This is a genomic window from Cupriavidus metallidurans CH34, assembly GCF_000196015.1.
In the GTDB taxonomy this organism is placed as follows: domain Bacteria; phylum Pseudomonadota; class Gammaproteobacteria; order Burkholderiales; family Burkholderiaceae; genus Cupriavidus; species Cupriavidus metallidurans.
The window spans coordinates 3265912-3283852 of sequence record NC_007973.1; the positions used below are offsets into that span (position 1 = coordinate 3265912).

At 65.2% G+C, this 17941-nt stretch carries 17 protein-coding genes; 2 read left to right on the forward strand and 15 right to left on the reverse strand.

Annotated elements, in window-relative coordinates; genetic code table 11:
• Positions 1-2: 2 nt before the first annotated feature.
• From RMET_RS15085 to RMET_RS15095, 3 genes are read right to left on the reverse strand one after another with little or no spacing between them, the layout of a single operon-like run.
• Positions 3-1649, reverse strand: a complete 1647-nt coding sequence (locus RMET_RS15085; RefSeq protein ID WP_231138509.1) for a transposase family protein — start codon at positions 1647-1649, stop codon at positions 3-5.
• Positions 1558-4587 carry an efflux RND transporter permease subunit gene (locus RMET_RS15090; RefSeq protein ID WP_011517530.1) on the reverse strand — a complete coding sequence of 1010 codons (3030 nt, stop codon included), beginning with the start codon at positions 4585-4587 and terminating at the stop codon, positions 1558-1560. Before RMET_RS15090 ends, RMET_RS15085 begins: the two co-directional genes overlap by 92 nt.
• 13 nt (positions 4588-4600) lie before the next feature.
• Positions 4601-5824, reverse strand: a complete 1224-nt coding sequence (locus tag RMET_RS15095; RefSeq protein ID WP_011517531.1) for an efflux RND transporter periplasmic adaptor subunit — start codon at positions 5822-5824, stop codon at positions 4601-4603.
• 321 nt (positions 5825-6145) lie between these two features.
• Between RMET_RS15095 and RMET_RS15100 the strand changes: the two genes are divergently transcribed.
• Both RMET_RS15100 and RMET_RS15105 read left to right on the forward strand, forming a co-directional pair.
• Positions 6146-6697, forward strand: a complete 552-nt coding sequence (locus tag RMET_RS15100) for a cytochrome b (protein ID WP_011517532.1) — start codon at positions 6146-6148, stop codon at positions 6695-6697.
• Positions 6698-6738: 41 nt separating this feature from the next.
• A complete protein-coding gene (locus RMET_RS15105) occupies positions 6739-7446 on the forward strand; it encodes a VIT1/CCC1 transporter family protein (protein ID WP_003056165.1) in 708 nt (235 codons plus the stop codon).
• Between the two features lie 13 nt (positions 7447-7459).
• Here RMET_RS15105 and RMET_RS15110 read toward each other — a convergent pair whose 3' ends face one another.
• The 12 genes from RMET_RS15110 to RMET_RS15165 all read right to left on the reverse strand — a co-directional run bounded on the left by RMET_RS15110 (position 7460) and on the right by RMET_RS15165 (position 17803).
• On the reverse strand, positions 7460-8815 hold the full coding sequence (locus tag RMET_RS15110) for a sensor histidine kinase (RefSeq protein ID WP_231138466.1): 1356 nt from the start codon (positions 8813-8815) through the stop codon (positions 7460-7462).
• A 60-nt stretch (positions 8816-8875) separates the two neighbouring features.
• On the reverse strand, positions 8876-9541 hold the full coding sequence (locus RMET_RS15115) for a response regulator transcription factor (RefSeq protein WP_011517534.1): 666 nt from the start codon (positions 9539-9541) through the stop codon (positions 8876-8878).
• 14 nt (positions 9542-9555) lie between these two features.
• A complete protein-coding gene (locus tag RMET_RS15120) occupies positions 9556-10899 on the reverse strand; it encodes a ferredoxin reductase family protein (protein WP_011517535.1) in 1344 nt (447 codons plus the stop codon).
• Between the two features lie 215 nt (positions 10900-11114).
• Positions 11115-13091, reverse strand: a complete 1977-nt coding sequence (locus RMET_RS15125; RefSeq protein ID WP_011517536.1) for a relaxase/mobilization nuclease domain-containing protein — start codon at positions 13089-13091, stop codon at positions 11115-11117.
• 73 nt (positions 13092-13164) lie between these two features.
• Positions 13165-13542, reverse strand: a complete 378-nt coding sequence (locus RMET_RS15130; RefSeq protein ID WP_077176498.1) for a hypothetical protein — start codon at positions 13540-13542, stop codon at positions 13165-13167.
• The gene (locus tag RMET_RS15135) at positions 13539-14126 is read right to left on the reverse strand and encodes a S26 family signal peptidase (protein WP_011517538.1); all 588 of its coding nucleotides are present in this window, start codon (positions 14124-14126) and stop codon (positions 13539-13541) included. The genes RMET_RS15130 and RMET_RS15135 overlap by 4 nt, the downstream gene beginning before the upstream one ends.
• Entirely contained in the window at positions 14123-14647 is a 525-nt protein-coding gene (locus RMET_RS15140) for a DUF2840 domain-containing protein (protein WP_003056183.1), read from the reverse strand. Before RMET_RS15140 ends, RMET_RS15135 begins: the two co-directional genes overlap by 4 nt.
• Complete coding sequence (locus RMET_RS15145) at positions 14644-14907, reverse strand: hypothetical protein (RefSeq protein ID WP_003056186.1); 264 nt, start codon at positions 14905-14907, stop codon at positions 14644-14646. Before RMET_RS15145 ends, RMET_RS15140 begins: the two co-directional genes overlap by 4 nt.
• Positions 14904-15542 carry a ParA family partition ATPase gene (gene parA, locus RMET_RS15150; protein WP_003056189.1) on the reverse strand — a complete coding sequence of 213 codons (639 nt, stop codon included), beginning with the start codon at positions 15540-15542 and terminating at the stop codon, positions 14904-14906. Before parA ends, RMET_RS15145 begins: the two co-directional genes overlap by 4 nt.
• Positions 15543-15795: 253 nt before the next feature.
• Positions 15796-16653: a replication initiator protein A gene (locus RMET_RS15155; RefSeq protein ID WP_011517539.1), complete on the reverse strand. Its 858-nt coding sequence runs from the start codon at positions 16651-16653 to the stop codon at positions 15796-15798.
• Between the two features lie 26 nt (positions 16654-16679).
• Positions 16680-16961: a helix-turn-helix transcriptional regulator gene (locus RMET_RS15160; protein ID WP_023123353.1), complete on the reverse strand. Its 282-nt coding sequence runs from the start codon at positions 16959-16961 to the stop codon at positions 16680-16682.
• Between the two features lie 83 nt (positions 16962-17044).
• Complete coding sequence (locus RMET_RS15165) at positions 17045-17803, reverse strand: DUF2285 domain-containing protein (protein ID WP_011517541.1); 759 nt, start codon at positions 17801-17803, stop codon at positions 17045-17047.
• Positions 17804-17941: the final 138 nt, after the last annotated feature.

Genomic DNA, 17941 nt, shown 5'->3' on the forward strand with positions numbered 1-17941 from the left:
GGCTACCACTCCTCAATCTGGTCGAACGGTTTGGCCGGCGGCTGGTTGTCTGCCTGCTGCCCATCCATGTCAGCGCCCGGTGGTGGCGTGGTTTTGACAGGCGTTGCCGTTGCCTTGAGATGCTGGCGTCGATCCGCGTCGCGCCGCGCCTTGCGCGTAGCCTTCTGCGCGGTGGTAACGATTTCGCGCATCTGGCCGATCATGCGGAACAACGCCGACTCATCCACCTGTTCGCGCCCTTGCTGCCGCAATTTCGCCAGCGCCTGTCGTTGTTCCCAGAGGGTGACAGCCGGGTGCGACAAGGTACGGTAGGGAATTTCCAGGTAGTGCTGCCCCTCTGGTTCCAGCACCCATATGCGGCTGATGTCGCGCGGGTCGCGCCGGATCAGGAACGCAGGCAAGCGGTCCCGCCGAGCTATCCACGGCTTGAGCGCATCGGCGTAGTAGTGGATGTGGTCGATGACGAAGCCGGTGCGGGTCAGCGTGCGGCGGATGATGGGCAGAAAATCGACCAGAAAAGCCGTAGCGCGAGTGATGACGGTTGGCACGCCGGTCCGCGTGATAGCTTCGGCCCAGCGCGCGGCCGGCGGTTGGAGCAGGCCGTTGTGCACGGAGCCGTGATAGGTGCCGACCGCCAATGTGAGCCAGCGCTCCAGCTCGCGCAGTGTCAGGGCGGCCATCTTCTCGGAGGCGTATTCCCCGCGCTGGTCAGGATTGGAGAAGGTCGTCCCCGGCAATTCGTCGTGGATCATCTGCATCGCCGTGCCGATGATCCGTTCCACGATACCGCCGTAGTGCGGCTGCCCAAGCGGGCGATAGTCCAACCGGATGCCATGCTGCTCGCAGCCACGGCGCAGCGCCTCGCTCTTGAACTCAGCCGCGTTGTCCAAGTAGAGCAGTCTGGGCTTGCCGCTCATCGGCCAATCCATCTCTACGTTCAACCCTTCCAACCAAGGGCGCTTGTCGCAGGCGGCATGCACCAAGCACAAGCCGACCGAGACGGCGGACGGGGCTTCCAGCGTAACGACCATGCCAACCACGCAGCGGGTGAATACGTCGATGGCGAGGGTCAGGTATGGACGGCCAATCGGTTGCCGGTCGCGCTCGTCCACCACGATCAGGTCGATGACTGTGTGGTCGATCTGCACCTGCTCCAGCGGCGCGGAGACGGGTGGCGGAACACCACCAACACCTTGCAGGTCGCGGGCGGCATCTTGTCCTTCCCGGCGGTGAGTGACCTCGCGCGGATCGAGGCCGGCGATCCGCAGAGCCACCGTGTTGCGCGCCGGCACCCGCAGCTTTTGCAGCTTGCACGCCCGCACAACTTCGCGGTGGAACGCCGCCAAGCTACGCTTCTGCTTGGTCAGGAAGCGCTTTTGCAGTAACTCGCGGATGATTCGTTCGACCGACTCCGGCAAGCGGCCTTTACCTTTGCCACCGCTCGACTGCCCAAGAGCCAAGTCAGTGACCAGCCCCGATCCTAGCCGGGCACGGCGGATCAGGACGTAGACCTGCCGCCGGGACAGCCCCAATGCCTGGGCTGCCGCGTCGGCCGCTTCATGCCCAACCGTCTCCGACTGCGCCAACGGCCCAATGATCTCCGCGCGACGACGCGCACGCTCCCATGCCTGTTCTGGCAGGGTGGCCACGCCGTGCTCGGTAATCGGTGCGGTATCGGTCGCCATGCTCATCTCGCTTTGGTGCACACGAGTATTGAGCATAGACGAGTTTCGTGCAGAGGAGTCCTGATATCTGGCTGTCAGGAGCCGTATGCACAAGAGGCTTCAAACCGCGCTGAATGGTGCAGTCGTCTTCTGAAAATGACACGACCGAAGCAGGCACCGACAGGTACTGCCCCGACAGCCACAGCGCCGCCACGCCGCCGACCATGGCAAACGGCACGTTGCCGAGGATGAGCGCGGCCTGCCGCACCGAGCCGAAGGTCATGAACAGCACGAAGAAAATCAGTCCCAGGGCCACCGGCACCACCATGCCAAGGCGGGCCGCTGCGCGTTGCTGGTTCTCGAACTGCCCACCCCATTCGACGCGGTAGCCGGGCGGCAGCGGCACGTCGCGCACCACGGCGGCGCGCGCTTCATCCACGAAGCCGACCAGATCGCGCCCACTCACGCTGGACTGGATCAGCGCGAAGCGCGAGCCGTTCTCGCGCCGCACCAGCACGGGGCCATCAGTGGTGGCGATGCGCGCCAGCGAGGTCAAGGGGATTTCGCCCTGATCGCCACGGGCGAGCTGCAAGTCCTTGAACCGCTCGGCCGATCCGCGCAGCCGGGCATCCCCGCGCACCACGATGGGCGTGCGCCTGTCCGGCTCGATCACCAACCCGGCCGGCACGCCTTCGAGCTGCGCGCGCAGCTCGTCCTGAACCTGCGTCACGGCCAGTCCGGCGCGCCCCGCCGCCTGCGCATCCACCTTCACCTGCAGGTATTCCACGCTGTCGCTGGCCTGGGTGAGCACGTCGCGCGCACCGGGCACTTTCTCGATGCGAGCGGCCATGCGCTGCGCCAGATCGCCCAGCGTTTGCAGATCAGGGCCGAATAGCTTGACGGCCACGTCGCCCCGGCTGCCGGTGAGCATTTCCGAGATGCGCATCTCGATGGGCTGGGTAAAGCCGAATTCCAGGCCGGGGAAGGCATCCATCACCTTGCGTATCTCGGCACTCAACGCGTCCTTGTCGGCTGCATGCCAATCCTTGCGCGGTGCGAGCTGCATGAACAGGTCGGTTTCGTTCAGGCCCATCGGGTCGAGCCCCAGCTCGTCGGAGCCCACCCGCCCGATGCTGTGCCGCACCTCGGGCACCGCCGCACCGATGGCCTTCTGCACTGCCAGGTCAATCTCCAGCGAGCGCTGCAACCCGATGGACGGCGGCTTTTGCAGTTGCAGCAGGATATCGCCCTCGTCCATCGTCGGCATGAACGCCTTGCCCGTGCCGAGGTAGGCCACCACACCCAATGCCAGGGCCGCGATGGCGACCGCCGATGCGCGTAGCGGGTGGTGAAGCGCAGCCTCCAGCAGCGGTTGGTACAGGCGCGTGGCCCAGCGCATCACCCACGGCTCGGTGTGAGCGTGTTCCTTGAGCAGCAGCGAGGCCAGCACCGGCACCAGCGTGAGCGACAGCAGCAGCGAGACGCCCAGGGCGAATACGATGGTCAGCGCCACCGGCACAAACAGTTTGCCTTCCAACCCTTGCAGAGTGAGCAGGGGCATGAAGGTCAGACAGATGATGAGGATGCCCGAGGCCACAGGCATGGCGACCTCGCGCGCCGCGGCGAATATGCGGTGCAGGCGCGGCTGGTGCGCACTGGGCGCGTGCGGGTCGAGCCGACTGACGGCGTTTTCCACCACCACTACGGCAGCGTCCACCAGCATGCCGATGGCGATCGCGAGGCCCCCCAAGCTCATCAGGTTGGCGCTCATGCCGACCAGACGCATCAGCAAGAAGGTGCCCAGTACCGCCAAAGGCACCATCACCGCCACAACCAGCGCGGCGCGAAGCTCGCCGAGGAACAGAAGCAGCAGGATAACGACCAGTACCGTCGCTTCCAGCAAGGCGCTTTCCACCGTGCCCACGGCGCGCTCGATCAGCGTGCTGCGGTCATAGAACGGCACCACCTTGACGCCGGGCGGCAGGCTGGGAGTCACCTCGTCCAGCCGGGCTCGAATGGCTTTGACCAGCGCCGAGGCATCGGCCCCGCGCAGCGCCACCACGATGCCTTCCACCGCTTCGCCCGCGCCGTCCCGGGTGACTGCGCCATATCGCGTCACGCCTTCGATGCGCACCTGGGCCACGTCGCCCAGGCGAACTGGGGCCGTACCATTGGCCCCCGCGCGCAGGATCAGACGGGATAAATCGTCCAAAGTGTGGATCGCGCCTTCGGCGCGCACGATCAGCGTGTCTTCGCCTGCATCCAGGCGGCCCGCACCGTCATTGCGGTTGTTGCGGCCGATCGCCGTGATGACATCAGAGAAGCTGAGGCCCGCAGCGGAAAGCCGTGCGCGATCCGGCACCACAGCAAAGCTCTTGGCTTCTCCACCCAGCACGTTGACATCAGCAACACCGGGCAGCGTGCGCAGGGCCGGGCGCAGCGTCCAGTCCAGTAGGGCGCGGCGCTCGCTCAACGTGAGGCCACCGCCTTCGATGGTGAACATGAACACGTCCGACAGCGGTGTCGAAATCGGCGCCAGCCCGCCGCTGACGCCTTCGGGCAGGCTGCCCGAAACGCCGGCATAGCGTTCAGCCACCTGCTGACGCGCCCAGTAGATGTCGCTGCCTTCGGCAAAGTCCAGCGTGATGTCGGCTATGGCGTACTTGGCCGTGGAGCGCAGCATCACGCCCCGCGGCACACCGAGCAACTCCATCTCCAGCGGCGTGATCACGCGCGACTCCACCTCCTCGGGCGTCATGCCAGGGGCCTTGATAATCAGCTTGACCTGCGTGGGGGAAATATCCGGATAGGCGTCGATCGGCAATTGCAGGAAGGCCGCCAGGCCCGCACCCGCCAAAGCCAGCACGCCAAGCAGTACCAGCGCACGTTGGCGCAGGGAAAATTCAATCAGACGGGACAACATGCGTGGTCGCCCCTCATTGCAATGGAATCATGGATTTAAGCAGTGCCGTACCGCGCACGACGACCTGCATGCCTGCCGCAAGCGGCGCAGTGTCTGGCGAGACGGCACGCACGGCGCTTGACGCATCTGATTCGTCTTGCCCCAGCAGTCGCACCGGAACAGCGCGGACGCGTAGGTCGCCGTGCTTGTCTTGCGATGACGGCTCAGCAACGTAGACCACGTGGGCGCTGCCCGCTGGCAGCAGTGCGGACGATGGCACGCTCAAGGTGCCCTGCGGTGCTGGCAGCAACAGCGCGACACTGATCTGCTGCCCGGCCGCATAGCGGTCTGCCCCTGCCTGATCTGCATCGACGCGGGCACGTACCCGCAGGCTCTGACTACTGAGGTCAGTGTCGCCACCAACAGCCGTCACGCGAGCGATCGTGCCATCGGGAAGACGCACTTCCAAGCCTGGGTGGAGATCCGAGCGCCAGCGCAGCGGAACCGCGACGCTGACATCCAGCGGGCCAGGCTGAGCCACTATGAAGGCGATGTCGAGCGGCGCGACCGCCTGCCCGAGGCTCAGGTGACGACGCATCACCCGCCCGGACAAAGGCGCCAGCAATTCATACTCGCCGGCCTGCCCGCCGCTAACGGGTCGAAGCCGTGCGAGGGCGCCATTGGCCTCTTGCAACGTACTTTGCGCAGCCGCCGCGCGCGCCTGGGTTTGCTCGTTGCGCGTGGCTGGGATGATGCCCTCGGCCAAGAGCGTGGCATCGCGCCGGGCCTGCGCCGTAGCCACCGCCGCTTCGGTGCGGGCACGCGCCAGATCAGCCTGAGACGCCAGAACGTCCTTGCTCTGGATGCGCGCCAGTGCCTGACCTTGGCGCACTGCGGCGCCTTCATCGACCAGAACGCGCGTCACCACACCGCCATATGGCGCCACGACCTGCGCGCTAGCCGAGAGTGGTGCCACCGTCTGCGCGGGTAAGCTATCCAGCGGTATCACTGCAGCATCCTTGACGAGTGCGGTTTCCACACCCTGCGCGCGAAGCTGAGTGGCATTGAGGTGAACGCCGCCAGCGTTCGGTTGGGCGACAGCTTCGCTCGCGTCTTTATCGGCTACGGTTGTCTGCTGGGTTGCCCAAGCCCACCAGCCGTACCCTACGGCAGCCAGAACTGCCACACCGACGGCGGACAGGGCCAAGGTCTTGGTTCGGCTGGAGGTGCCCGCCGCTTTCAAGGTCGGGAAGCTCATGCTTGTGCCGCCCCAAATGACGTAGAGCAGAGTAGAGAGCACACAGCGCGAATTGAAAATTCGTCGCATATGAAGCGGTGCGCGAGGTTAATGAGGCGAAACATGCGGTCGATCTCTTGTAAAGATCAGCTCATGTTCTTCGGTGAAGCTTTGAGAAAGCTTTGGAGAAAGCGAAATTTTCTCTGTACGATCTATTCAGAAAAAAACCGCTTGTCTTGAGCCACAAGCTGCCGGTAAGTTGACTTCTCAGTCACTTGATCCGATAGCCAGGATAGCCAGCGGTTCGCTTTTTTGCCATCTCAAACATCGGGGCCATGCGCCATGGACATCAAGAATTCCGAATACCGTTTCAGTCCCTTGGTCATAGGCTTGCACTGGCTGACCGTGATTCTCATCATTGCGGTCTATGCGAGCATGGAATTGCGCGGACTGGCACCCAAGGGAGCCTTGAGAGACGCCATGAAGTCCTTGCACTACCTGCTGGGCCTCAGCGTTCTGGTGATCGTCGTGATCCGTATCGGGGTGCGCATCCAGGCGGGCGTGAAGCCCGCGATCCAACCACCCATGCCACGCTGGCAGGCCACGCTCGCCGATGGCATGCACTATGCGCTCTACAGCTTCATGCTCGCCATGCCGCTGCTCGGATGGCTCACCTTGAGTGCGGCGGGCAAGCCGATTGTTCTGTTTGGCTTGCCCGTTCCCTCTCTGATCGGCACCGACGTTGCTTTGTCGCGCCAACTCAAGGATGTCCATGAGGCGCTGGCGACATTGGGCTATGTCTTGATCGGATTGCATGCGATGGCGGCGCTGTTGCACCACTACGTCATGCGTGACAACACAGTGGTTCGCATGCTTCCCGGTCGACGCCCCTGACCTACTGGCCTCAGGCTGCTTTACATGAATTCGAATCTCCAATGACCAAATTTCACCACCGCGCCCACCCTGAAAGTCACCGCACTGAACATATCGGATGGCTGCGCGCCGCTGTTCTGGGTGCCAATGACGGCATCATTTCCACGGCCAGCCTAGTTGCAGGCGTGGCTGCTGCCCATGCAAGCCATGCCAGCATCATGACCACGGCCATCGCGGGGTTGGTAGCCGGCGCCATGTCCATGGCTGCAGGCGAGTTCGTGTCGGTCTATTCACAAGCTGATACGGAAAAGGCAGATCTGGCGCGGGAGCGTGATGAACTGAAGAACAGTCCGGAAGCCGAACATCGCGAACTCACGGCCATCTATGTTCGGCGTGGCTTGGATCATCGACTCGCGGATCAGGTCGCCACGCAATTGATGGTGCATGATGCGCTAGGCGCGCACGCGCGCGATGAATTGGGCATCTCTGAAACCTTGAGCGCTCGCCCGCTGCAAGCCGCCATGGCGTCTGCTGGAAGCTTCGCCGTTGGTGCGGCCATGCCGCTGGCCGTGGTTCTGTTGGCGCCGGAGCAGAGCCTGCTCTATTGGATCGTCGCGACGGCGATTGTCTTCCTGGCCCTGCTCGGCGCTGCGGCTGCTGCCGTGGGTGGTACGCCGCTCTTCAAAAGTGCGCTGCGCGTCGCGTTCTGGGGCACATTTGCCATGGCGGTGACAGCGGGCGTGGGAGCCATGTTCGGCACCGCGGTGTAGATCTGTGTCAATGTCAGAGCAGCGGTGGCCAAGGGCCAAGCCGCGCGGACAGCCGACCATTGTCCAGTGAGAACGCCAGCGGTAGGTCTATGGCATGCGCGAGCGCCAGGGCCAGTGCAAGTCCCAGCCCAGCGTGGTGCGCCGTGCCACCTTCGGAATCCTTGCGCCAGAAGCGAAGGCCGAATTGCTCCAGATCGGATGCCTGCAAATTGGGAGCTGTGTTGACGATGGTCAACATCCAGCCGGAAGCCTCGCGCTCCAATCTACATTGAATGTCGTCGCATTCGGGCGCGTATTCAATGGCATTGCGCAAGAGGTTGGAGACGATGCGTTCGATCACGCCCTGATCACTTTGCACCCATGCCGATTCAGGCAAAGTCACGCGGATGGGTGACTTGGGTGCCATTTGCTGGACGTTGAGTCCCGCCAGCAACTCTTGTAGCAAAGCTGTCAGATCCAGAGGATCCAGCGCAAGTGTGTGTTGGCCGGATTCAAGCCGCGCCAACAACAGCAGAGTGTCCACACTGCGCTGCATGCGCGAACTGGCCTGGATCATTGCATTCAGGGCGCGCTGGATTCGGGTCGGGTCGGCATCGATCAAAGCGTTTTCTGCGCTGATGCGGATTTCCGCCAGGGGCGTGCGCAACTCGTGGGCCACATCGCGGGAGAAGCGGCGCTCGCGGACAATGGCCGCATACAGGTGATGCAAGCCCTGATTGAAGGCTTCGGCAAACGGACGCAGTTCACGGGGAAAGTCCGCTCCGATCCGCGCAATCGGCCGATCCGAACGCAGATCGGCCAGTTGCTCGCCGACCCGCTCCAGCATGACCACGATATGCCGAACCATGAGCAGCGCCAGGCCCGTCGCTAGCAGCGTTGCCAGCACAATACCGCCCAAGAGCGCAAAGTGGATGCGCCGCTCGGTTTGATCCCAATCCCGGCGTTCTGTTGCGACGACTAATAGCTGAGACCTCTCTCCAGTTACCGACACGCGCGTCGCCAGCGCGCGGCCCGCGTGGCCATCCGGAAGTGTCACGTCGTAATAGCGCGGGGTGCCTTGCTCCACCGGGCCAAGCGATAGCTCGGCGCCTGCACTGCTGGGAGACCGTAGCAAGGTCCGGTGGGTCTGTGAATCGAAGATCGTGAAGAACTCGGTATGCCCGCCATGCTCATATTCCGGCATGAGGCTTTCGAGCTTTCTCGCATCCAACTCCTGCAGCACGCGCCCCACCGCCGCTGATCGTTGCATCAGGGTGGTATCCATCCGTCGATAGATTTCGTGGTCAATCCGGTAGTCGAGGACGGGAAACAGGATCGCGAAGGTTCCTCCAATGCAGATCACCAAGCTGGCAGCCAGCCGCCGCTGCAAGGACCAGGATCCGCCTTGACTCGCATCAGAAAGGGCTTCGGAATCGGGACGTACCATCGTTCAGGGCAGGATGTAGCCGAAGCCACGGCGTGTCACGATCAGTTCATCCAGGCCGCACTGGGCAAGCTTGGTTCGCAAGGTGCTGACGATCACCTCTACCACTTTGTCCGATGCATCGCTGCGGCTGTCGTACAAATGTTCAAAAATCTGCGAGCGCGACAGCGTGGCGCCGCGCCGACGCAGCAGCAAGTCGAGCAGTCCATACTCCTTCGGCGTGAGCCCAAGATCAATGCACTTGAACCTCGCGATGCGCGAGCGCGGATCGACCTCCAGATCGCCGTGGCGCAGAACTGGAACGTCCCGTTGCGGCGGACGCCGTACTAGCGCCCGCAGGCGAGCCAGCAGTTCGGCTAGCTCGAAGGGTTTTGTCAGGTAGTCATCGGCACCCGCATCCAAGGCCCGCACCCGGTCGTCGAGCAGTTCGCGCGCGGAGAGCACCAACACCGGTGCGGCATGGGCCTCCCGGCCCAATGCGCGCAACACGCCAAAGCCGTCCAGCCGGGGCAGCATCAAGTCCAGAATGATGGCGTCGTACCGGTAGCTGGCAAGAAACTTCAGCGCGGACACGCCATCGGCTGCTGTATCGCAGGCATAGCCTTCCGACTGAAGGCTCTGGCTCAGGGCTTCGGCCAGCGTTTGCGAGTCTTCCACGATCAATACGCGCATGTGCTTTCTTCCGTTCAGCGCATCTCGAAAAGCTCTTGGTGGAACGCCTCCGGCTCGAGCCCCTGGGCCAGCAGGTCGGCGCGCAACGCGCGGCCGAAGGCCGTGGGGCCGCAGAACCAGACGCTGGCGTCTTTCCAACCCGGCACCATGGCACGCAGGCGTTCACCCGTCAGGCGACCGTTCTGCTTGTCGATGAGCAGGTGCAGCACAACGCCGGCCGCCTGGCTGTCGGCGCGCAGTTTCTCGATGGCCTGCGGATCAACGTCGCTCGTAGGATGAAACAAATCGACCGGGCGTGCGTCTTGGCCTTTATGCTGCGCCAAATACTTCATGCGCGCAATGAATGGCGTGATACCGATGCCGGCGCCGATCCAGATCTGGCGGGCCTTCTCGTCGTCGAAAGTGAAGCAGCCGTAAGGCCCCTCGACCGTTACCTGGTCGCCTACCCGTAGGCGCTCAGGCAGCCGGCGGGTGTGGTCGCCCAGCGCCTTGGTGATGAAGGTAATGCGCCGGTCTTCCGGCACCCAGGCTGAGGCTAGCGTGTAGGGGTGCGGGCCTTCTTTCGGGTTGGACATGGCGAAGGCAAACTGTCCGGGCCGGTGGCCGGGCCAGCCCGGGTCCATCCGCAGGGTGGTTTCCAGCACGTTCAGCGCAGGGTAGGTCTGCAGCGATTCGATGACACCGTGCGCGGTGCGCTGCGCACCGACTCGGCCCAGCAGCACCCACACCGCCGATACCGTGCCGCTCGCCAGCAGCATAGCCAAAGCCCAGCCCACGGGCTGGGCCCAGTAGGAGAACTGCACCAACACCAAGGTGTGGAAGGCCAGCACCAAGTAGATCGCTGCCATCCAGTGGTGCGTCTTGGCGAACAGCCGGTAGGGAAAGCGCTTAACCAAAGCCAGCACCAGTAGCACGGCGACGGCGTAGAAGGCCCATTCGCCCAAGTCCTCGGCCAGTCCACGCCAGCCACGCAGCGCCGATTCAATGGAGCCCATTGAATCGGCCGTTGCGCGGGGCTTGCGCGCGGGGCGCGTCAGCCAGCCCCAGCCTACGGCCCATTTAGTACCCTGCGCCCACAGCCAGTGTACTGTTGCAGCGGTCAGAGCAGCGATGCCGAGCCACTTGTGCAGGCGGTATATCTTGTCCAGTCCGTTCAAGCTGGGCTCCAGCCACGCCGGGCGCGTGGCCAACATCATCGCCACGGACATCGCGCCGATGGCCAGTACGCCGCTGTATTGAATCCATACCGTTCGCAGGGCGAAGTAGTTGGACTGTGCAGGCCAGAGCGTATCGGTAAAAAGCCATAAAGCGCTCAATGCCAGCGCAAAAAACCAGAACGTCCAAATTATTCTCTTCATCGTGGATTTGCCCCAAATTCTGCGGAAGGCGCATGCGGCACTGGTCGGAAACCATCAATCCATATACGCGATAGCGTGCCTTTGAATGTGGCCGTGTATCCGAAATTACAGATAATTCTAATTTTGGCATCCCAACCTTTGGTAACGCTTTGGATTGATCACCCATCTATGGATAAAATCTAATTTTGCCCACCGGCTTGTGGCTTTACCTTGACTCAAGAAATGGTTGGCCCCCGATGCCGCCCAATCTCCCAGGACGCCCCGCCGCCGCGAACCGTCGCGGAAAGCTGCTGCCCCAATCGCTGTTCGATCACCGGCTTCCACGGCACCAGCGAGAAGCCCATGCCGTCATCAAGCATCGCGTAGCGCCCGCTGGCGAGCATGACGCTGCGCCGGTAGATGCCGGCCACGCGCTGCCCGTCGGCCACGGGCCGATGCTCCAGGCCCGTTTCGCCTGCAATGTCCTTCGCGGCCTGCGCCAGCTCCCGGTTGCGCAGCGTGCCCAGCAGGTTGCGCGCCAGGATCACGCGCTGCCCGCGCCGCTCGGCCAACCCCTGTTCGGCCAGGAAGTCGGTGCGCTGCTGCATGGCCTGTTTGGCCTCGCCGCCAAAGCCCAGGTCGCCCAGGCCCGAGCCGCCGCCGATCAGTTGCTGGTCGAGCCAGGTGGCCCCGATCACGCGGGCCTGCCGCTCGATGGGCAGGTGCGATTTCAGTTCCACGGCCACGCTTCCCAGGCGCTGCGCGTCGTACTGACGGCCACGCTCGGGCAGATCGTCCGGCACCTTCCATAGACCTTCGGCCACACGCTCCACGATGCCGGCGCGGCGCAAGGCTTCCAGTCGGCGGACATGGGCCGCGACGACTTCCTGCGGATCGCGGCCGGGCACGGCCTGCCCCTGGGCGATGGCGAGGTGATGGTCGGTACGGTACAAGCCATCGCTCGCCAGCGCGGCGATGTTCTTGTCCGCCGCGCGCACGTCGGCCGATCCTTTCACCTCCACCACGGCGCCGCTGGGATAGTTCGCCAGCTCGTCGCGGGCATTGAGCGCGACGTAGTGGGCCTTGCCGTCCACGCCGTCGATGACCAGATAGCCCCGGTCGCGCAGTTCGTCGGCCAGCCCCTTCGCGGCTACGCGGCCGAGAATAGTTCGGCCATCGTCGCCCGGCTCGAACACCGCCAGCTCGCGCGGCTGGCCGCTCATGGCCCGCTGGATGGTGCGGATGATGTCTCCACGCTCGCCCAGGGCGCGCAAGGTCTTCTCGGCATCGGCATGGACGGCCCAACTGCCGGGCTGCGTCTCGTCGACCAGGCCCAGGTGCTGCAAGCGTTGCAGGCGGCTGATCAGCAGCAGGCGCTGGCGTTGCAACGTCGGTTCGTTGAAGCGTTCGATCTGTACCCGGCCATCCTCGCCGGCCTCGCGTTTCAACGTGCGATCCAGGCTAGTCCACCGCTCTTGCTCCACCTCGCGCTGCAAGGTCTGCTGGATCTCCAGCTCGGTGCGTGGCCCCAGCCATTCGGTCGCCAGCTCGGCGGCGCGATGACGAAAACCATCAGTGATGTAGTCGCCCGCGATGATGAGGTCTTTGCCGGTGTCGTCGCGCCCGCGCACGATCAGGTGGGTGTGCGGGTTGTCGGTATTCCAGTGATCGACCGCCACCCATTCCAGCCGCGTGCCCAGGTCGGCCTCCATGCGTCCCATCAGGTGCCGCGTGTAGGTGCGCAGGTCTTCCAGCTCGGCCCCTTCCTCGGGCGAAACGATGAAGCGAAAGTGGTGCCGATCATCGGCGCAGCGCTCCTTGAATGCGTTCAGATCAGCTTCGTCGGTCTGCGGCCCATAGGCCCGACCCGGTTCGCCGTCGCGGCCCACGCCGTCGCGCTCGATGTAGCGCAGGTGCTTGGCGAGCGACTGCGGACTGGCCCGCTGCTGGTTGACCAGTAGTGTCTTGATGGTCACGCGCCGCGACATAGGCGTGAGCTTCGCCCCTGCGAAGCGCGCCGCCGTGTGGCCGCGTCCCAGGCGCGATCCGGGCCGCTGGCCGGTGCCCTTGCCACTGCCGCCAGGACGGCGCACCGTGGACTTGCCGCCGCTGGCCTTGCCTGCCTGCTGGAGCACCTTGGATACGAAGCCCTGGCCCCGGTTCTTCGGTGCGCTGGGGCGGATGCGGAAATCATCGTCGCGGCGGTTGGTCATGCCTGCGCTCCCTGCAAACTCTGGCGTGTCCGGGCGTGCGAAGCACGCGGACATGCCTGTATCGGTGCGTGCCTCACGCCCCAAGCGGCACGGCGGCAAAGCCGCTGCGTGCCTCGCCCCCCCACGTGCAGACTGGCTTTGCGGGCCGACAGGTGCCGCCCCCTTTTGTCTTGCCTTCCGCATTTGCCTCCCCCTGTCCCCCAGGTTCTCGATCCCGGCAACTGCGGCCCGGTGGCAAGGCTGCACCAGCAGCCAGCGCACCGGCGAACACGGCAATGGCCGCAGGCCAGCCGTGTTCGAGGCAAGACGCCTGCACGTGGGACGGCTGCGCCGGAGGCAGCGCGAAGTGCAGCGCGGATGCGCTCGCACTGCACGCGCGACGACATGACAACGGCCAGCAGAACGACACGCCCGATAGCACGATGATGCGCAGCGAATCGGTGGCCATCATGGGCGCGACTCCAGCCAGACGGGGCGCGCAACGCCGATCACGGAAGCTGCGCTGACCGGCCCGAAATACCGGCTATCGAACGACGCCGGATTGGTCACACTGAGGAGGAACAGCTCGCCATGCCGCAAGCGGTGGCATTGCTGCCGGGATGGCAGCGGCCGGCCCCAGCGATCGGCAGACAGCACGGCGGCTGAAGGCACGCCGTCGATGCGGACTTTGCCGTCAGCGATGCACACCTCTTGCGGCGCCACCGCGCCCACGCGCTTGAGCAGAGGAATGCGCGTCGGCAGGTAGCCGCGCTGCGCAGCGAGCGCGGCAGCCTCGGCAGGCAGCGGCACCAGCACGATGCTGCCTACCGACAACGGACGTGGTGGCGAGCTGGTGCGATGGTCGAGCGGATCGATGCGATACCAGCCGACCTCCACGCTGTCGGACGGGTTGTAGGTCAGGCGTGGCAGCGGATGCACGAAGGACGCCCAGGCCAGCGCAGCGAGGCCGCAGGCGGACAGGCCCGCCAGCACGAGGCGAGCGCGCACGCGCAAGCGAGGGTGCGGCGCGGTGCCGGAAGTGGAAACTGCGGTCATGGCAGCGCCCTCCCGGCCAGCCAGGCGGCGTGCCGCTCGGCGGTGTATTCGGGCAGCGGCAAGTGCGCTGCGAGCCGGTTGGCGAGCGTGCGCCAGTACGCGGGCGAGACGCCGACAGGCGTGATGCCCAGCGCCTCGATGGCGTCGATGCGCGCCAGCACGGCACGCACCGATTGCTCACCCTCGGCGTGCAGCAAGAGGCGCGCGCCGGGTTGCACGCCGGAGATGCGCTGCGCGCCATCCATCGGCATGCACGCCTGCATCACCATGAGCTGCCAGCGGATCGTGCCGTAGTCGTTGGCCTGCCAGCGGATGCGGCAGAGAACCGCATTCGGCGTGAACACCGCGCAGCGGCGCCAGCGGTCGAACCGGATGATGCGGGCAGGATCACCGAAGCGCAGGTAGAGGTCGAAGCGTTGGTCGATGTATGCGAGCGCAACGCGCGTCAGCGGTACGCCGTCGGCCACGCCGACAGGCGGGATGGACGGCGGTGCCGAAGCCGTCGAGGCGGGTGTGTTCATGAGGACTTCTCCGGGAATTCCCGCTCCAGCAGCGCGCGCAACAGATCGGCCACCGTCACGCCTTGCGTGAAGGCCGATACCTTGATGCGCGCCCGCATGGCGGGCGTGATGTCGAGGGTCAGGCGGGCCGTGTAGAGGTCGCCTTTCTGGAGGTCATCGGCACTGCCCTGGCGAATCCACGCCTCGGCGTGCGGATTCGCGGGCGGGCGAGCGCCGATGCCGATGCGCTTGCCCGTGCGCTTGCTGGCAGGAGTGCTCATGACGGCCACCGCAGCAGTTCATCGACCAGCGCGGTGATTTCGCGCGCGGCGGCGCTGTCTGGCGCCGTCTCGCGTGCAAGCCGGCCGGCGGCCACGCTGTCGGCAAACACGATGCGCTGATGCACTTCCGCGCGCAGCGCAGGAAGCGGCTGCTCGGCCAGCGCGCCGCGGGCCTCGCGTCCGATCACGGTGGTGCTCACGCGCCGGTTGATGACGAAGGCCGCGCGCAGCGCAGGCCGGAACACCTGCGCCTCACGGATCAGCGCCACCATCTCGGCGCTGGCCCACAGGTCGTAGGGGCTGGGCTGCACCGGGATCAGCACCCGCTCGGCCGCCAGCAGCGCGGAGCGCGCCAAGGCAGCGATCCTGGGTGGCCCGTCGATGACGACGTGATCGGCCCGCCTGGCGAGTTCTGGCGCTTCCTGGTGCAGCGTTTCGCGTGCGAGGCCCACGGCGCTAAATAGCCTTGGCAAACCTTGCTGGCTGCGGCGCTGTGTCCAGTCCAGCGCGGAGCCCTGTGGATCGGCATCCAGCAGGATGACCGACTGCCCGCGCATCGCCAGCTCGCCGGCGATGTGGGTGGCGAGCGTGGTCTTGCCCACGCCGCCTTTCTGGTTGAGCAGCGCGACGATCATGACCGGACCCTCCGTGTCGGAAAGCCCGCCTGTTGCCGCTGCGCTTCGCGTCCTGTGGCGGTTGTCCACCGAGGCGCGGCGCTGCTACTACCAGTTAGAGTATTTAAGTTAGGGAAGTTAGGAGAGGCCGAAACCCGCGCCAGTATTAGCTTTGCGGCCGGTTTTGTTGCCTGATAGCACGAGGATTCGTTGCCTGATAGCACGATACCTCTGTTGCCTGATAGCACGAGTCCGTCCACAGGCTGCGCAGCAGTTATCCCCGTGCCGTGGACGGCACGGGCCGGAACGTCAGCAGCGGCGAGGCAATGCCCGAGACGTACTCGATGCCCAACTGGTAGCCAGGCAAGGCTTGCCGCACCACCAGTGCGCGCAGGTCGGCGGCGAAGTCGTAGTACCGCGCCACGCTGCCCGACTTGCGGTACAGGTGCTGGAAGTCGAACTGCCAGCCGCCAGGCTGTCGCCCGCCGTGCTTGCGCACCAGGCGGTACAGCCATCGCTCGATCCCGCCCGTCAGCCGGAAATACGCCGGGTCGATGGTCAACACGAGGGCAGCATCGAGCACGCCCGCATAGAACCAGTCCGGCAGGATCAGTTCCAGCCCCAAGGGGGTGCCCTTGGCATCGGCCAGTTCCTTCCACTCGTTGATCCATGAGAAGCGATGCAGGCGCCGCCCGGTCGTCTCGCGGATCGACGTGGCCACGGTCGTGGACTGCAGCCGATCCAAGGCCGCCTTGAGGCGCTGGTAGTCGCGCAGCGACGTACCGCGCCCGATGAAGCGCAGGATCTCGTAGGGCGTGGCCTGCATCAGCCGCGACGGGCGCAAGCCCGCATCGCGGGCTTCCACAATCTGGCTTGCAGCCCAGATCAGGATGTCCGCATCCCAAATCGTGGCGATGCCATGCTCCTGCGTGCCCTCCACGCGGATCGTGATGCCGCTGGCGCGGAAGTCGATCGGCGCCGTGCGCCGCGACTTCGCCAGCGAGAAGAACGGAAAGGCCATCAAGTCCTGGCTGTCGCGCGGCGCCATGTCGCCCGGCAAGGCGCGGAACAGATCGAGCTGTTCGCGCTCTTGCATCGGTCGCTGCCGCATGGGCAGCGCGGGGCTGGACATGGCGAAGGCCACCCGCGCGCCAGCGATCAGCGCGCACGGCTGTCCGCCGAATGCTGCTCGGCGTACTCGGGCTCGGACGTGCTCTCGAAGCTGCGCTCGGCGGCCCAGGCATCGAGGTCGACCACGGCGTACATCACGCGGCGGCCGAACTTGCGGAACTTGGGACCGCCTCCCAGCACGCGCTGCTTTTCCAGCGTGCGCGGCGACAGGCGCAGGTACTCGGCGGCTTCGTCGTTGGTGAGATAGCGTTGGGGCTGCGCGGCAGCGGTCGAGACAGTAGCGGCAGGCCGCAAGGGAGCAGGACGCATGGTGAGAACCTCCATCGGTTGCAGGGCTCCGGCCACACAGCGCAACCGGATGAAGGCAGTCTCAGAAAACGAAGCCCTCCTGCTCAGGGTCGTTTTGCGCTCTCTTCAAAACGACCCTTCTCAAGCGGCGGCAGTTGTGCTAGGCGGCGATAGCCGCCGCGCATCAACGCATCGCCGCGCCGCACCAGGCGGCGCACCTTGGAGCGCAGGCCGCCGTCGCTGTACCAGCCGGCTGCGGCGTCCGCACCGAACAAGCCCTCGGCGACGTCGCGCAAGGACGCGCCCGCCAGGGTGGCGTCGAGCGCCTGCAGGGTGTGTAGCTCCAGCAGCGCCGCAGGCGGTGGCCTGGGCCGAGCCATTGACGCAGGCGTACCAGGCATAGGGGCCGCAGGGGCGGCGTGACGGCCACGATAGGCATGGGCCACGGCCATGCCGTCCTCCAGGCCAGGCGCCAGCGCATAGCGCTGGCAAAGGCTGGGGCTGCGCGCGATCAGCGCCAGACCCTTGCCGTCGTGCAGCAACTGCTTGTGGCCGGGGATGCGCCAGAACGCGAAGGCGGTGGCATCCGGAGGCGGATCGGCATCGGGGTGAAGCTGCACCACGGCCCCATGGCCGGGAAGCCAGGCCGGATGCGCGTCACGCGCATCCACGTCCGGGTCTTCCAGCAGACGCAAGCCCCAGCGATGCGCGGCATCGGGGCAGCGCGCACGGCGCAGCCAGTCGATCCGGTAGTCGGGATGGCGGCGCAGGTACTCCCAGGCCAGTGCGAGCGTGTCCAGACACAGGACGTAGAGGTAGGCGGCGGTCGGATACCAGTGCGCGAGGTGGTGCGGTTCGGCCATGACGCAAGCTCCCGTAGAGCAGGACGGCCGTCACTGGTTTCACACGCCAACGTCACCGCATCGAACTAGCATCCAATCGTGAATAAGCTGGTAGATTAGTAACTTGCGTGTCAAGACGAAAAGCATCCGATGGATTGC

Coding starts and splice junctions, on each gene's coding strand:
- RMET_RS15090 (WP_011517530.1), bottom strand. CDS start 4,587: ATGTTGTCCCGTCTGATTGAATTTTCCCTGCGCCAACGTGCGCTGGTA.
- RMET_RS15095 (WP_011517531.1), bottom strand. CDS start 5,824: ATGAGCTTCCCGACCTTGAAAGCGGCGGGCACCTCCAGCCGAACCAAG.
- RMET_RS15100 (WP_011517532.1), top strand. CDS start 6,146: ATGGACATCAAGAATTCCGAATACCGTTTCAGTCCCTTGGTCATAGGC.
- RMET_RS15105 (WP_003056165.1), top strand. CDS start 6,739: ATGACCAAATTTCACCACCGCGCCCACCCTGAAAGTCACCGCACTGAA.
- RMET_RS15115 (WP_011517534.1), bottom strand. CDS start 9,541: ATGCGCGTATTGATCGTGGAAGACTCGCAAACGCTGGCCGAAGCCCTG.
- RMET_RS15120 (WP_011517535.1), bottom strand. CDS start 10,899: ATGAAGAGAATAATTTGGACGTTCTGGTTTTTTGCGCTGGCATTGAGC.
- RMET_RS15125 (WP_011517536.1), bottom strand. CDS start 13,091: ATGACCAACCGCCGCGACGATGATTTCCGCATCCGCCCCAGCGCACCG.
- RMET_RS15130 (WP_077176498.1), bottom strand. CDS start 13,542: ATGATGGCCACCGATTCGCTGCGCATCATCGTGCTATCGGGCGTGTCG.
- RMET_RS15135 (WP_011517538.1), bottom strand. CDS start 14,126: ATGACCGCAGTTTCCACTTCCGGCACCGCGCCGCACCCTCGCTTGCGC.
- RMET_RS15140 (WP_003056183.1), bottom strand. CDS start 14,647: ATGAACACACCCGCCTCGACGGCTTCGGCACCGCCGTCCATCCCGCCT.
- RMET_RS15145 (WP_003056186.1), bottom strand. CDS start 14,907: ATGAGCACTCCTGCCAGCAAGCGCACGGGCAAGCGCATCGGCATCGGC.
- parA (WP_003056189.1), bottom strand. CDS start 15,542: ATGATCGTCGCGCTGCTCAACCAGAAAGGCGGCGTGGGCAAGACCACG.
- RMET_RS15155 (WP_011517539.1), bottom strand. CDS start 16,653: ATGTCCAGCCCCGCGCTGCCCATGCGGCAGCGACCGATGCAAGAGCGC.
- RMET_RS15160 (WP_023123353.1), bottom strand. CDS start 16,961: ATGCGTCCTGCTCCCTTGCGGCCTGCCGCTACTGTCTCGACCGCTGCC.
- RMET_RS15165 (WP_011517541.1), bottom strand. CDS start 17,803: ATGGCCGAACCGCACCACCTCGCGCACTGGTATCCGACCGCCGCCTAC.